We start from the raw sequence: 14,589 nt of genomic DNA, 5'->3' as shown, positions 1-14,589 counted from the left end.
AAGCAGCACTTGCGCATCAAGAAGTTCTGGGGAGAAAGCCCCAACGCTGTCAAAACCCAAATCTGGATCGCGGTCTGCACCTTTGTGCTGGTCGCTATTCTGAAGTATAGGCTGAAAAGTCTACACTCTTTGAACGAAATTTTACAAATAATGAGCGTTTCTGCTTTTGACAAAACGCCTGTAAATCAGTTGATTATGAAAATTGAATCCAAAAACCAGAACCCCGGAAGTCATAACCAATTGAATATCTTTGACTTATAACCGGACACTACTGATGTTTTTTTATACATTTCTGAACGCTTCTTCCAAATCTGCGATCAGATCATCAACATCTTCCACACCCACGCTTAGGCGGATGAGGCTATCCGTTAGCCCCACCTTTAGGCGGTCAGCCTTGGGGATAGAAGCGTGAGTCATACTCGCTGGATGGCCGATGAGACTTTCTACACCGCCCAGGCTTTCCGCCAGCGTAAAGTAATTCGTATTGGCCAAAACCTTATTAGCAGTCTCGAAGGTGCCTTTAGGGAAATCAAAGGAAACCATCCCGCCAAAGTCTTTCATCTGCCGCTTGGCCAGTTCATGCTGGGGGTGATCCTTTAGGCCAGGGTAGTAAACCTTGCCTACTTTAGGGTGCGCCACCAGGTATTTAGCAATTTTGCGGGCATTTTTACAAGAGCGTTCTACCCGTAAGTGCAAGGTTTTGATACCCCGAAGCACGAGGAAACAATCCTGTGGTCCAGGGATAGCACCAACGGCATTTTGTAAAAAATACAGCTGATCTGCAATCTTGTCTTTGTTCACAACCACTGCTCCCATCACCACATCGCTGTGGCCACCGAGGTATTTGGTAGCAGAATGCAAAACGATATCCGCCCCCATATTCAAAGGATTTTGAAGCACAGGACTGGCAAAAGTGTTGTCTACACAAGTCATGATCCCCTTGACCTTGGCAATCGCAGTAACCGTTTCGATATCTACCAACTTGAGCATCGGGTTGGTTGGCGTTTCAATCCAGATAAGCTTCGTATTCTTATTGATCTGCTTTTGGAGCTTATCAATGTTGCCAAGATTTACAAAATGAGTCTTGACACCATAGCGCTGGTGTACCTTTACCATCTGCCGGTAAGCGCCGCCATAGAGGTCGTTGGTCGCGATAACTTCGTCACCAGGTTGCAGCAGGCGCATCACCGCATCCATAGCTGCAAGGCCACTACTAAAAGTAATTGCGTGCTTACCGTTTTCCAGACGAGCCAGGTTGCGTTCCAAGGCTGATCGCGTCGGATTTTGTGTACGGGCATACTCAAACCCCTTGTGCTTACCAGGCTCTTCCTGAGCGTACGTAGAGGTTTGGTAAATGGGCGTCATAACTGCTCCTGTAGCCGGGTCAGGAGAAAGGCCAGCATGAATACACTTCGTTCCGAATTTCATCTTGCGGATATGTTCTAATGGCCACAATTCTAGGTTTTGTGACCACTACTTGATTAGGAATATATATAGGCCCGCAAAGGTAAGAGGATTGAATTAGAATCTTAGAGCTTCCCTTATTATTTATCATGGGCCATGCCGGTAGTGGCGTTGCTGCGCACACGCCCCTACGGCACCAGGCTGTCTGGTCGCTATCGCTTCCGCCCATCCTCTTGTCCTTAGTCCCTCCGGGCCTCGCGCTCCGGCCTGCTGGCCTGCGCACTGGTTTTAGCGTTTGCCAATTGGGTTGGCGATAATCGTACGATTGCGATCTACGGTTGGGCCGCACCCTCAAAACCCAAAGTAGAAAATCGGAATTGGAAAAGAGAAAGCTTTCACCGCATAAAGACCAGTCTTTTGGTTTACGTAACTAACAACTTAGAAGAAGCCCCCAGAATTGAAGCCCTTTTTTCTCCCCCATTTAGCAAAACATTAACGTTCTTTGTGTGTTCCAAACACCAATAAGCTGCGTCTAAAGGACGTTAAATGCTCGGAATAAACAACCCAAGATGACTATGTTTAAACAACTGATAATTACCAGCCTTGCTTTACTCTTTACCGTGAGTACTTACGCCCAAGATTATACCAAGACCGAAGACTCTGACCCGGAGGCACGCAAAATCCTGGATCAGGTACGGCAGAAATACGAAGCCTATTCTTCGATTGAAGCTGATTTTGCTTTGGACATTGAATTTCCAGAGCAGCCAAAAGAAACTCAGCAGGGTAAACTGGCCCGCAGCGGCGACAAGTACCGGGTAGAATTTGGTGGTCAGGAAATATTCTCCGACGGCAATGCTTTGTACCTTGTCATGCATAGTAATCAGTCGGTGCAAATCAATACACTCCCTGCTCCTGGCGAAGATACCGGACTCTTGTCTCCGCAGTCGATATTCAATTTCTACGATAATGGCGAGTTTATTTATACCCTTATTGACACCCGCACCGAAAATGGCAAGGTGGTACACATCATCGAATTCAAACCCGCCGACCGTAGCAGCGAATACGCTAAATTACGGATGCTCGTAGCCCGTGACAACAAGGAAATTGTAGAGGTAAAAGCATTTGCTAAAGACGGAAGTCGCTACACCTTCAAGTTGAAAAACGTCAACGCCAACAAGCAATTTGCCAGCGGTTACTTTGTCTTCAATAAAAACAAGTACCCCAGTTACTACGTAGAAGACCTACGTGATTAGGCTTTCTTCACGTATCTTTGTTGAGTACCAACAAACAACATCCCGAATCCTGTTGATACAGATTCGGGATGTTTTATTTTACTCCTTTTTATGGCCTGGAAATCATTACTTACCCGCCCTTTTGCCAACTTGATCGCTAAAAGCATCGACCGTTGGTCGGCAGCACCTTTGCCCGCACAGGAAACCGTTTTTAGAGACCTTATGCGTGGTGTAGCACAAACCCGATTTGGGCGTGATCATCAGCTTACAGCCAACACCAGCTACGAAGCCTTCCGCGAGCAGGTGCCACTGCGAGATTACGAAGACCTGAAGCCTTATATTGAGTACATCAAGCAAGGAGAAGAAAATGTGCTGTGGCCAGGTAGACCCGCTTATTTTGCCAAAACCAGTGGCACTACTTCGGGCGTAAAATATATTCCGCTGACCAAGGATAGTCTGCCCAATCATTTTGGCACTGCCCGCAATGCCCTTTTCAACTACTACGCTCGTACGGGTAAAGGCCAATGGATGGACGGTAAACTGATTTTTCTTTCGGGCAGCCCCGAACTGGAAGAAGTAGGAGGGATCAAAACGGGCCGCCTATCGGGGATCGTCAATCACCAAGTGCCAGCATGGCTACGCACCAACCAACTCCCCTCCTACGACACCAATATCATTGAGGATTGGGAAACCAAGCTGGAGCGTATCGTTGCAGAAACACTCCCCGCAGATATGCGCCTGATCAGCGGTATCCCGCCTTGGGTGCAGATGTATTACGAGCGGCTCCTGGAAAAAACCGGCAAAAAATATGTCAAGGATATCTTCCCCAACTATGACGTCTTTGTTTACGGTGGTGTCAATTTTGAACCTTATCGGGGAGCGCTGGAAGAGCTGGTGGGCAAACGCCTCGATAGTGTAGAAACCTATCCGGCCAGTGAGGGATTCATCGCTTTTCAGGATAGTCAAACGGAGCCGGGCTTGCTACTGAATGTCGCCAGTGGCATCTTCTTCGAGTTTGTTCCTGCTGACGAAATTTTCAACGAGAACCCTACCCGCCTTTCCTTGGCCGAGGTAGAACTGGGGGTCAACTACGCCATCATCATCAACAACAATGCAGGCTTGTGGGGTTACAATATTGGTGACACGGTAGAGTTTGTAAGCACCCAACCCTACCGTATTAAGGTCACGGGCCGTATCAAGCACTTCATCTCCGCTTTTGGCGAGCACGTGATTGGCAAAGAAGTAGAGACGGCCATGCTGGAAGTTACCCAAGGAACAGAGGTTCGTACGACCGAATTTACGGTGGCTCCTCAGATTAGTCCGCCAGAAGGAGGCCTCCCCTACCACGAATGGCTCGTAGAGTTTGAGCACCCCCCCACCGACTTGGACGACTTTACCCGCAAACTCAATGAAACAATGGTTGCCCAAAATATTTATTACCAAGATTTGATTGCCGGGGGGATTTTGCGACCACTTGTCGTTCGGCCTCTCCCAAAAGATGCTTTCCGCAACTATATGAAAACGCAGGGAAAGCTGGGTGGACAAAACAAGGTGCCTCGGTTAAGTAATGATCGGAAGATTGCGGATTGGTTTCAGGTTTGATTGTTGGATTGTTGGATGGAAAACAAGGATTAGAGAAGCATAGTCGTGGCGTCGCAATGCTTCGCGACCTTGGCTCATATAATTCCGATTTCCCTCTTCCGATCTCCGACTTTAAGTGCCCTAGGGTGCTGGGTGCAACCTTAATGTATGATCGCACTGGTACGATTGGGGCGCCGCGAGCTGGGTGCGAACGTTTACACTTTTCCAACCCCTACACCTTTATTCCGACTTTCCTTAAATTTGTGGTGTTCAAAAAATGGAAATATTATGCGTAGAATATTTGTTCTAGTGAGTTTACTTCTTGTAGTTACTGGCGGCTGGAGCCAGTCGGCGGAAGAACGTGCGCAAACAGCTTTTCAACAGTTGGATGCCCAACGTTACCCCCTGGCCATCGGTGCTTATGAACAACTGCTAAGTGAGGGCTATTCCTCGCCCGGGTTGCACTACAACCTGGGTTTGGCATACTACCGGACAGAAAAGCTTGGGCCCGCCATTTTACAGATGGAAAAAGCAAAAAAGCTAGCCCCTTATGATAAAGAAATCCGAAAAAATCTGGACCTGCTCAGGAATGAACAAGAGGACGGGCTACTCCCTATTCCCACCTTTTTTCTCTACGATTGGTGGCACCGCGTTGCGGCCAGGCTACAACCCGACACTTGGGGCGTATTGGCTATTTTTTTCACCTTTATCGGTGCGGCTATATTGATGAACTGGTTGTGGTTTCGCAACGGCGCCGGCACTCCGGCCTGGTACCCAACCAAGCGAGCAGCACAACTCCCCTTCTACGGCGCAATGTTGATATTGCTGGCCATCCTCTTTATCTTCTTCGCTAACAGCAGAACCAAGGCACTTGCACGTGCCGATCAGGCCGTCATTCTTTTCAAAAAAGTAGAGGTAAGAATTGCTCCGGGTACAGACACCGAAGTAGACTTTGAGGTGCACGAAGGCCTCCGCGTACGCCTACTCGATAACTTCGAAGGGTGGAGCAAGGTAGAACTTGTGGATGGCCGAACAGGCTGGGTACAGGACGCTGAAGTGGGGGTGATTTAAATAGTTATTGGTTGGTTATTTTTTTTAGGGGGGCATGCCATCGTTTCTCGGCACCCCGTGCTCCAGACGCTGTCTTACGCACTCCTTTAGTGCTCAAGCTCCCATTTCTATCTAAAAAACAGGGGTGACTACTCATTACTCCAAGCAAAAAGACTGAGCCTATGCAAGATAAACTTACCAACTTCTTTCTTAATCAAGAAGAGCCGCTACAGGGAACCTTGCTAGCGCTACATGACTACATTTTGGCGCTACATCTAGGAGTGAGCGTGGTATGGAAATGGAGTTCGCCTTTCTTTACCTACCAAGGCAAAAACTTCTGCTACCTATGGATGGATAAGAAAACCCGCCATCCTTACATCGGTTTTATCGATGGACATAAAATTGATCACCCTTTGCTTATCAGTGATGGGCGCAAGCAGATAAAGGTATTATCTATTAACCCCGAAGAGGATTTTCCTCACGAGGCCATGAAGCAGATTTTCAAAGTAGCATTGAAATGGTCGCAGAATGAGGATAATAAATAAGATAAACAGTATAAATTAATCCTATCACTGCCCAAAGAATCGCGAGATAGGTGGCATGCCTGTCCTCTCGTTCATCTCTTTTGTCTTTGTGCCAGTTTTTTGTTGGTGAAATAAAAGAATATCGAACGAGTAGCCTTCTACTAATCTCCCCAATAGCTACTGCAATAAGACAGTAACTGAAGGTAGGAAACCACCAATAGTCAAATAATTCAGACGGAATATGATCACCAGCTACCCACCTCCAACAGCAGGCGATGATAAATAGTACTCCAAGGTGGAGTTTATTATTCTTTTTGATGCTTTCGTAAATCAATCTAAATTGTTTAATCGCATAGCATAAAAATAGGATAATGTTTAGTATAATATAGCAAAATACAACCAACTTCTCCTCATGGAAACAACTCCAGAAATGCTCCTTCACTTCCCTTGCGGAGTCGCTATGAAAAATAGGTTCATGCTGGCCCCAATGACCAACACCCAAAGCTTTGAGGATGGCCGCCTCTCCGACGACGAATACCACTGGCTGACCATGAGGGCAAAAGGGCAGTTTGGGCTGGTCATGACGTGCGCCTCACACGTTCAGGAAATCGGAAAAGGATTCCCAGGACAGTTAGGCATTTTTTCAGACCAGCATATTACCGGACACCAAAGGCTAAGCGCCGGTATAAAAACACACGGTAGCCTCGCTGTGATTCAATTGCACCACGCGGGTATGCGATCCCCTGCTGAATTGATCGGGCAAGCTCCGGTTTGCCCTTCCGACAGTGGAAAACACGGCGCTCGCGGATTGTCACTGCAAGAAGTACAGCAGTTAAGGGATGACTTTATCAAAGCCGCTCTTCGCGCAAAAGAAAGCGGTTATGATGGCGTAGAAGTTCACGGCGCACACGGCTATATCTTAACTCAATTCTTAAGCTCTAAAATCAACCATCGGACGGATGAGTACGGAGGAGGTTTAACAAATAGAGCTCGTTTGTTATTTGAAATCGTCAACGGCATCAGAACTGCTTGCGGCCCTGAGTTCCTCCTGGGTGTTCGCCTTTCGCCAGAACGGTTTGGCATGGATTTACTAGAAGTCAAAGAAGTCTGCCAGCGACTAATCGACGAGGGGCAGATCGACTTTCTTGACATCTCATTATGGGATTGCTTCAAGCTCCCCCATGAGGAACAGTTTCAAGACAAATCGTTACTAGCCCACTTTGCTGATCTCGACTTCAAGCAAGTCTTATGGACGGTAGCAGGAAAGATTCAAACAGGAAAACAAGTACGTGAAATTCTTGATGCTGGCGTAGATTTCGTTTCCATCGGCCGCTCGGGCATCCTGCATCACGATTTTCCTTTAAAAGTGATGGAAGATCCTGATTTTACCCCTACGGATACTCCAGTATCCAAAGCCTATCTGCGCCAAGAAGGGTTGGGGGAGAAATTTATCAAGTATATGCAGCGATGGGAGGGGTTTGTGGGGTAGGGTGACGCCTTACTGTGCTGTTCAAAAGATGCTTTTACAAGGCAAAACTCATGGTATTAGGTACTTGATGCGGGCTGCTTCGCGCCCTCAGGGCAAAGGCTAGAGGGATAGTAGACCATTAAGCATTGATCCCAACTTCGATTATAAAAGCCGATGTTGGGAAATTTATTAGCCGTTTCTACTAGCGTCATCAACTCCGAGGAACGCAGGGACAACTCTGAGGAACGCAGTGACGATCACCGTAGGTAATCACCGAAGATAAAGCCCCTCTACACTTTACTCAAAGTGGCGATACAATCGACGCGCGTCCCTCTACGACTTTCGGCATTTTGCCGAAAGTCCAGCTAACCCCAACAAACAAAAAGCCTGCTTCTTGTTACAGAAGCAGGCTTTTCATTTAGCTGACTACGCTTGGCTAAAGCCAAGCTAGTCCCTTACCCTCCGAAATCATCAAAGGCGATGTTCTCTTCAGGAACACCTAGCTCGTCGAGGGCATTAATTACTGAAGCGTTCATCAATGGAGGACCACAGAAGTAGTACTCGATTTCTTCCGGCTCGGGGTGCTTGGTGAGGTACTGCTCCATCACAACCGGCATGATGTATCCCTTGAAACCATCACCAGGAGATTCTGTATCTTCCTTTACTTGCCAGTTGTCTTCGGGTAGTGGGTTATCCAGTGCCACGTAGAAGCGGAAGTTCGGGAATTCTTTTTCGATTTTACGGAATTGTTCGATGTAGAACAACTCGCGCTTGGTACGTCCACCATACCAGAAAGACACTTTACGGTCGGTCGTCTTCAGGGTGTGAAACAAGTGGAAGAGGTGCGAACGCAACGGCGCCATACCAGCTCCACCACCAATGTATACCATTTCCTTCTTAGTCGGCTTGATGAAAAATTCACCGTAAGGACCAGAGATGGTTACTTTATCGCCAGGCTTCTGATCGAATACATAGGAAGAACATACACCAGGATTTACATTCATCCAACCGTTGGTAGCACGGTCGAATGGAGGAGTAGCAATCCGGATATTCAACATGATGATATCACCTTCCGCAGGGTGGTTGGCCATAGAATAGGCACGGAACTGCTCTTCATCGTTGACCATCTTCAGGTCCCACAACTTGAACTTATCCCATTCATCCTGAAATTTATTAGGATCATCGCCGTGGTGCTCAGGGTGAGCACTGATGTCGAAGTTCTTATAATCAACCGTAACTACGGGCACATCAATCTGAATGTAACCTCCGGATTCGAAGTCCATCTCTTCTCCCTCAGGTAGGCGTACAACAAACTCCTTGATAAAGGAAGCTACATTGTAGTTAGAAACGACCGTACACTCAAACTTCTTGATACCAAAGATTTCCTCAGGAATACGCACCTGCATATCCTGACGCACTTTTACCTGACAAGAAAGGCGCTTGTTTTCAGCAGCTTCCTTACGGGTAAGGTGGTTCATTTCGGTAGGTAGTACATCTCCACCACCAGCATCAACATGACACTCACACATGGCACAAGTACCACCACCACCACATGCAGATGGTAAGAAAATATTCTGCTCAGACAGGGCACCTAGTAGCGTACCACCTGGCTGCACCATCAGTGGGTTCTCTTCATCGCCATTCACGATAATCTTGACCTCACCCTGTGGCACCAGACGTTTCCGTGCTACAATGAGCATGAAAGACAAAAGCAGAATAATTGCTGTAAAAACAATAACCGCGTATAATATGATAATCATCAGCTATAAATTGTCAGTTCACTAATTATGCTCATCCTTACTTAGGACCAGCAAATACCGCAGGGTCAATACCCATAAGACTCATAAAGGCGATTCCCATCAACCCCGTCAGGATAAATGCCATACCCAAGCCGCGTAGCGCAGGAGGCACATCTGAGTAACGGATTTTCTCGCGGATCGCCGCAATAGCAATAATCGCCAGGAACCAGCCAAAACCACCACCTAAACCAAAGGCAATAGAGTTGCTCAGGTTATACTCCCGTGAAACCATAAATAGAGATCCACCAAGAATCGCACAGTTTACCGTAATCAGCGGAAGGAAAATCCCCAGCGCTGAATAAAGGGCAGGTGAGAATTTCTCTACGACCATCTCTACCAGCTGTACCATAGAGGCTATAACAGCAATAAAGAGGATAAAGCGCAAGAAAGTCAAGTCTTGCCCAAAGAGGCCTGTTTCACTCAATAGATACTCGTTGATCAACCAGTTGATCGGCATTGTAACACCCAGTACGAAGATAACGGCAAGTCCTAGTCCAAAGGCTGTATTCACTGACTTTGAAACCGCCAGGTAAGAACACATACCAAGGAAGTAAGCCAATACCATGTTTTCGATAAAGGCCGACTTGATGAAAATATTGATAAATTCTCCCATGAGAACATAAATTTTAAAAGTGGAGGTTTTGTTTTGCTAATTTTCCTTTTTTACATAAAAAGGAACAAAGCATTCCAATCGCTAAACTCTGTGAATTAAGATACGTCGACCAGCTTAGTATTGTAACTACGCTGGATCCAAATCATAATACCAATGATAAACATTGCCGCAGCAGGCAATACCATCAAGTTATTGTTGGCGTACCAACCAAACCAGCTACCCAAACCAGATTCAGCAGCAGTATTGATCATGTATTCTACCTTGCCAGCATTTGCGCCGATCAATTTCATCTCGATAGGACTACCTGCGAAGAGGGTACCTTTACCGAAAATCTCACGTACAACACCCACAGCAATAAGGATAGCTCCGTAGCCAACACCGTTACCGATACCATCTACAAAAGAACGCCAAGGCTTGTTGGCCATAGCGAAAGCTTCCAGACGGCCCATTACGATACAGTTCGTAATGATCAGACCGATATAAACCGAGAGCTGCTTGTAAACAGGGTAATTGAAGTACTTCAGCGCCATTTCTACCAAGGTAACCAAGGTAGCAATGATCACCAACTGTACAATCATCCGCACCGCCTTGGGGATAGCATTACGCAACAAGGACGTAAACAAGCTGGAAAATCCACAAACAAAAATTACGGCGATAGACATCACCACCGATGGATAAACCAAAGATGTTACTGCTAGTGCAGAACAGATACCCAATACCTGTACCGTAATTGGGTTGTTATCGTTGAGAGGATCGGTCATGAGCTTCTTTTCGACTTTGCCGAATAAAGGCTCTTTTACTTCTTCCACATTTTTCACCTCAGCCATTGTATTGCTTTTTGGTTGAATTGTTAATTTCTTAATTATTGAGGCTTACTCCTGAAGCATGGATTCCATGCCACTTCCTTTGATCTTATTCAAGTAAGGAAGATAAAGTGCAATACCACTGCGCAGCATTTTATCAACGCCATCAGCTGTAACTGTAGCACCAGAGATACCATCTACTTCGTAGGTAGGATCCTGAGCGCCTCCTTTACGAACTTTTACAGACACGAACTCACCATCACGGAAAATTTCTTTATCCTTAAAGTTATCCGAGAAGGTAGGATTATCCTTGATTTCAGCTCCCAGACCAGGGGTTTCGCCTTTGTGGTCAAAAGAAGCACCAGCAATGGTACTGATATCACTTTTCAGGGCGATATTTCCCCATATTTCATCCCACAGTCCATTACCACGAACAGAAAGAATATAGAATTCCTGGCCTTCGTATGCGTACTTAAACAGAGGAAGAACACGCTCACTTTCGTCTTTCTTCTTCTCTTTAGCCATGTCTATATCTTCGGCCATTACGCCGTCTACTTCTTGTCCTTGTGTATTGAGCGTTGTTTGCTCTACTTTCTCGTTAAAGATTTCCAGTACCTGCTCATCAGTAAGATCGTTGGCACCAACGTTTTCGCCCATGCCGAGGTAATCATTTACCGCCGCCAAAACGGCACGCTTATTGAAAATATCTTCGTTCTGATCAGCGGTAGCTTTGGTCGCCTGACGAATACTCGTCAGTGCAAAAGCTACAATCACCGTCATCGTAACGACGAAAAATAAAACGTAATTCGTGCTATTCTTATCCATCGCATTTAACTTTTATAACAATCCAGCAGTGCTCTTAGAGTGTCGCCTTGCCGTCTTATTGTTTTTTATTCTACACTTACTGTTCTCCACGTGCTTTGGCCAATGCTGCCTGCCGCTTAGCACGGCGATTTACATTTGCTTCAAATACGTAATGATCGATCAGCGGGGCAAAGACATTCATGAACAGAATAGCCAGCATCCACCCTTCTGGATAAGCAGGGTTAAGGATACGGATTATCAAGCCAATGAAGCCAATGAAGAAACCGTAAATCCACTTACCAGTAGCCGTAGATGCTCCCGTAACAGGATCGGTAGCCATAAACGCCATCGCGAAGAAGAAGCTACCCATATAGAAGTGGTAGTACCAAGGCACTGCCATGAATTTGAAAATGCCGTCGGTCTCAGGGCCGAAAGTATCGGGTGCAATACCATTAATCATCAATCCACAGGCTACAAAACCTACGATTGCGGAAACCATGATACGCCAGTCTGCTACCTTAGTAAATACGAGCATCAAAGCACCTAACAGGATTAGCGGCTTAGATGTTTCACCGATAGAACCAGGGATGTGCCCCCACCACATATCGCTTACCGTATAATGCTCGGTAACAGCTGCCCAACCACCTTTGGCGGCAAGCCCCAGCGGTGTAGCGCCCGTAAAGCCATCAACGACAGCCTGTTTGCCTTCACCAAAAGTTGCCCAACCAAAAGATCCGAAGATGCTATCAAGGATACCGTAGATACCACCATATTCTTGGCCAGCATAAGCACCAGCACCTACTTTTTCGATACCTGCAATCCATACTTCATCACCAGAGATGTAAGTTGGGTAAGCAAAGAAAACGAATACCCGTGCCAGTAATGCAATATTCAGGATGTTCATGCCTGTACCACCAAAAGCTTCTTTACCAATAACAACCGCAAAGATGATTGCAACGGAAAGAATCCATAATGGAATATCAGGAGGCATGATCAACGGAATCAACGCACCAGAAACAAGGAAACCTTCTTCTACAGCGTGCCCTTTCTTGGCAGCGTAGTAAAATTCAACCCCCAAACCAACAACGTGGGTTACCACAAAGATGGGAAGGATCTTTACCAGACCGTAGAATATTTTAAGGTGGATGGCCTCAAAAGTACCGGTGTACATCCCCAAAGCATGGAAATGCTGATTACCGATATTGTAAGTGCCAAAAACATAGAGGAGCTGGAGCGCAACTACCACGGTAACCATGGTGCGCTTCAAATCCATACCATCGCGAATGTGAACTCCTTTGGCCGTAACCGTATCAGGAGTAAAAGCGAAGGTGAAAAAAGCGTCGTAAGCGGTATGCAAAAGCGGCGACTTTGCCTTGTCCGGTTCGATGCGCTCGAAGAAATTGAGCAGTGCCTTTTTCATATTATCGAGTATACTGAGTTATTGTTTAATCTTAATTATTTGTCCTGGTATTGCGCAGAAAATAAAACGCGATTTTTTTTGAGTTTTATTTTCGTGCTGTTTCCTAGCCTTGCTCACGCATGGTTTCCAGTCCTTCACGCAAAATCTGCTGAAGAGGTTGCTTGGATACACAAACGAATTCACAAAGCGCAACATCCTCTTCTACCAGTTCCAAAATTCCGAGGCCTTCCATCCGCTCAATGTCATTGATCAGGATAGACTTCATAATTTGCTGTGGGTAGACATCCATTGGCATCACCTGCTCGTAGTCATTGGTCACTACAAAAGCACGCTTTTCACCATGAGTATTGGTATCTCCTTCAAACTTCACCTTCGGGAAGAGGAAGTTGGGGAAAGTATTGGAAATTGTAGGCCGTGGGCTCAATGGCAACAACCAACCGAACATTTCAAAGTAGTCACCTTCTTTGATCACCGTAATTTGATCATCATAGAAGTTGAGATAGTTGTTCATAGCCTTCTGCTCACCAGAAAGTACATCGCCTGAAATGACGCGCACATTCTCTTCTTTTAGAGAACCTTTCAGTAGCTCTCCAACATTAGCACCAGCATAAGTACGTACGTAATGAGGTGCTTCGAGTTCAGACCCCGTCAGTGCAACAACACGAGAAGCATCGAAATGACCTTCCTGGAACAATTTGCCCAGCGTGATCACTTCCTGTACACCTAATGCCCATACGGTATCACTGCCACCTATAGGAGCAGTGTGGTGAATTTGTACCCCAACATTACCCACTGGGTGCTTACCCTTGAAGTAACGCTTAGAAGCATTAGCCGCTTGGGTAAAGACAGCTGGAGGAGCAGTATCACCACGGCCATCAAGGCCCAAGTGCACTTGCCCGTCAGTAAGACGAGCCAATACATCAATACCAGCCTGGAAAGCTGCTTCCTGCCCTGCAACCACAACGGCGCTATCAGGAGCCAAAGGAGCAGAATCGAAAGTACTCACGAAAATATCGCGAGGTGTAACTTCCGGGTTAGGAATCGTATTATAAGGACGCTGGCGAAGTAAAGACCACGCACCACTTTCTTTCATGAAATTGACGATCGTTTCCCGGTCAGCCGTCTTAATATCAGGTTGACTGAAAGAACGGTATTCTTGCTTTTTATCAGCCAAGATTACGATCTCGGCGATCGCACGCTTCGCACCGCGATTAAGCTCAATCACTTCGCCACTTACAGGAGCAACGAAAGCAACATCAGGCATTTGCTTGTCGAAGAAAATTTGATCACCAGCTTTAACCGATGCACCAACTTCTACTGTCATCTTAGGAATTGGCTGCAAGCCGCGGAAACTAGGAGGTTGTACAGCAAAGCGGGTTACACCACTTGCTTCTTTAACTGCTCCGGTAGCTTCGCCTTCCAGCAAAATATCATGACCGCGACGCAGAATGGTTACAGGGCTATCAGCCGTATAGTCAGCTACTTTACCACCAAAAAGATGCTTAAAGCCAGGAATCAAGGCTAATCCACCATCTTCTACGTTGATATTGTTCTGCTTGGCTTCAATACCAATCAGGTTGTCTGCAACGTTGATCAACATGCCGAAAAAGAGGATAACGGCAATACCAACCAAGGTATAAATAAAGATAGTGGAACCGCTAGCTCCCTCATTTTGGGCTGAAAGCTCGAATGCCATAAAAAGCGTACCTAAGGTCAGCACAGCTTTGTTGAGGATACTTTTCATTATAATGTTTACCGTTTGTGTGGTCTGCTTAATTGCGCAAAAAACTCACTAAACAACTCAAAACCAAGGGGTTAACCAAGAAATGAGCTTTAAAACTCGACAAAGATATAAAGGTTCTTTGTTTTAATGACAATGGGCTAAATCCAA

The 14,589-nt window shown here is 46.2% G+C and carries 12 protein-coding genes and 1 pseudogene; 6 read left to right on the top strand and 7 right to left on the bottom strand.

Features of this window, described 5'->3' with window-relative positions:
- A pseudogene (locus tag A3EU_RS34830) lies at window positions 1–261 on the top strand (IS4 family transposase); the annotation flags it as partial.
- 21 nt (window positions 262–282) lie between these two features.
- Here the strand turns inward: A3EU_RS34830 and A3EU_RS0114715 are convergent.
- Window positions 283–1,428: a cystathionine gamma-synthase gene (locus tag A3EU_RS0114715; RefSeq protein WP_020536946.1), complete on the bottom strand. Its 1,146-nt coding sequence runs from the start codon at window positions 1,426–1,428 to the stop codon at window positions 283–285.
- A gap of 545 nt (window positions 1,429–1,973) precedes the next feature.
- Between A3EU_RS0114715 and lolA1 the strand changes: the two genes are divergently transcribed.
- From lolA1 to A3EU_RS0114690, 5 genes are all read left to right on the top strand, one after another.
- The gene (gene lolA1, locus A3EU_RS0114710; protein ID WP_020536945.1) at window positions 1,974–2,657 is read left to right on the top strand and encodes an outer membrane lipoprotein periplasmic chaperone LolA1; all 684 of its coding nucleotides are present in this window, start codon (window positions 1,974–1,976) and stop codon (window positions 2,655–2,657) included.
- A 90-nt stretch (window positions 2,658–2,747) separates the two neighbouring features.
- On the top strand, window positions 2,748–4,238 hold the full coding sequence (locus tag A3EU_RS0114705) for a GH3 auxin-responsive promoter family protein (protein ID WP_020536944.1): 1,491 nt from the start codon (window positions 2,748–2,750) through the stop codon (window positions 4,236–4,238).
- A 267-nt stretch (window positions 4,239–4,505) separates the two neighbouring features.
- Window positions 4,506–5,288: a tetratricopeptide repeat protein gene (locus tag A3EU_RS0114700; RefSeq protein WP_020536943.1), complete on the top strand. Its 783-nt coding sequence runs from the start codon at window positions 4,506–4,508 to the stop codon at window positions 5,286–5,288.
- A gap of 161 nt (window positions 5,289–5,449) precedes the next feature.
- Window positions 5,450–5,812 carry a DUF1801 domain-containing protein gene (locus tag A3EU_RS0114695; protein WP_020536942.1) on the top strand — a complete coding sequence of 121 codons (363 nt, stop codon included), beginning with the start codon at window positions 5,450–5,452 and terminating at the stop codon, window positions 5,810–5,812.
- A 391-nt stretch (window positions 5,813–6,203) separates the two neighbouring features.
- A complete protein-coding gene (locus A3EU_RS0114690; protein WP_044085945.1) occupies window positions 6,204–7,280 on the top strand; it encodes an NADH:flavin oxidoreductase in 1,077 nt (358 codons plus the stop codon).
- Window positions 7,281–7,714: 434 nt separating this feature from the next.
- Here the strand turns inward: A3EU_RS0114690 and nqrF are convergent, their stop codons facing one another.
- The 6 genes from nqrF to A3EU_RS0114660 form a co-directional block, all read right to left on the bottom strand.
- A complete protein-coding gene (gene nqrF, locus A3EU_RS0114685) occupies window positions 7,715–9,019 on the bottom strand; it encodes an NADH:ubiquinone reductase (Na(+)-transporting) subunit F (protein ID WP_020536940.1) in 1,305 nt (434 codons plus the stop codon).
- Between the two features lie 37 nt (window positions 9,020–9,056).
- On the bottom strand, window positions 9,057–9,671 hold the full coding sequence (gene nqrE / locus A3EU_RS0114680; RefSeq protein WP_020536939.1) for an NADH:ubiquinone reductase (Na(+)-transporting) subunit E: 615 nt from the start codon (window positions 9,669–9,671) through the stop codon (window positions 9,057–9,059).
- A 95-nt stretch (window positions 9,672–9,766) separates the two neighbouring features.
- Complete coding sequence (locus A3EU_RS0114675; RefSeq protein ID WP_020536938.1) at window positions 9,767–10,498, bottom strand: NADH:ubiquinone reductase (Na(+)-transporting) subunit D; 732 nt, start codon at window positions 10,496–10,498, stop codon at window positions 9,767–9,769.
- A gap of 45 nt (window positions 10,499–10,543) precedes the next feature.
- Window positions 10,544–11,299 carry an NADH:ubiquinone reductase (Na(+)-transporting) subunit C gene (gene nqrC, locus A3EU_RS0114670; RefSeq protein WP_020536937.1) on the bottom strand — a complete coding sequence of 252 codons (756 nt, stop codon included), beginning with the start codon at window positions 11,297–11,299 and terminating at the stop codon, window positions 10,544–10,546.
- A gap of 76 nt (window positions 11,300–11,375) precedes the next feature.
- The gene (locus A3EU_RS0114665) at window positions 11,376–12,698 is read right to left on the bottom strand and encodes an NADH:ubiquinone reductase (Na(+)-transporting) subunit B (protein WP_020536936.1); all 1,323 of its coding nucleotides are present in this window, start codon (window positions 12,696–12,698) and stop codon (window positions 11,376–11,378) included.
- Window positions 12,699–12,801: 103 nt separating this feature from the next.
- Window positions 12,802–14,442 carry a Na(+)-translocating NADH-quinone reductase subunit A gene (locus A3EU_RS0114660; protein WP_020536935.1) on the bottom strand — a complete coding sequence of 547 codons (1,641 nt, stop codon included), beginning with the start codon at window positions 14,440–14,442 and terminating at the stop codon, window positions 12,802–12,804.
- Window positions 14,443–14,589: the final 147 nt, after the last annotated feature.

Source organism: Lewinella cohaerens DSM 23179, assembly GCF_000379805.1.
GTDB lineage: Bacteria > Bacteroidota > Bacteroidia > Chitinophagales > Saprospiraceae > Lewinella > Lewinella cohaerens.
This window is presented reverse-complemented; position numbering and strand designations above follow the sequence as displayed.

Bases quoted from the DNA above. Each gene is read 5' to 3' on its own strand.
- A3EU_RS0114695 (WP_020536942.1), top strand. From the start codon at position 5,450: ATGCAAGATAAACTTACCAACTTCTTTCTTAATCAAGAAGAGCCGCTA.
- A3EU_RS0114705 (WP_020536944.1), top strand. From the start codon at position 2,748: ATGGCCTGGAAATCATTACTTACCCGCCCTTTTGCCAACTTGATCGCT.
- lolA1 (WP_020536945.1), top strand. From the start codon at position 1,974: ATGACTATGTTTAAACAACTGATAATTACCAGCCTTGCTTTACTCTTT.
- nqrF (WP_020536940.1), bottom strand. From the start codon at position 9,019: ATGATTATCATATTATACGCGGTTATTGTTTTTACAGCAATTATTCTG.
- nqrC (WP_020536937.1), bottom strand. From the start codon at position 11,299: ATGGATAAGAATAGCACGAATTACGTTTTATTTTTCGTCGTTACGATG.
- A3EU_RS0114665 (WP_020536936.1), bottom strand. From the start codon at position 12,698: ATGAAAAAGGCACTGCTCAATTTCTTCGAGCGCATCGAACCGGACAAG.
- nqrE (WP_020536939.1), bottom strand. From the start codon at position 9,671: ATGGGAGAATTTATCAATATTTTCATCAAGTCGGCCTTTATCGAAAAC.
- A3EU_RS0114690 (WP_044085945.1), top strand. From the start codon at position 6,204: ATGGAAACAACTCCAGAAATGCTCCTTCACTTCCCTTGCGGAGTCGCT.
- A3EU_RS0114675 (WP_020536938.1), bottom strand. From the start codon at position 10,498: ATGGCTGAGGTGAAAAATGTGGAAGAAGTAAAAGAGCCTTTATTCGGC.
- A3EU_RS0114660 (WP_020536935.1), bottom strand. From the start codon at position 14,442: ATGAAAAGTATCCTCAACAAAGCTGTGCTGACCTTAGGTACGCTTTTT.
- A3EU_RS0114715 (WP_020536946.1), bottom strand. From the start codon at position 1,428: ATGAAATTCGGAACGAAGTGTATTCATGCTGGCCTTTCTCCTGACCCG.
- A3EU_RS0114700 (WP_020536943.1), top strand. From the start codon at position 4,506: ATGCGTAGAATATTTGTTCTAGTGAGTTTACTTCTTGTAGTTACTGGC.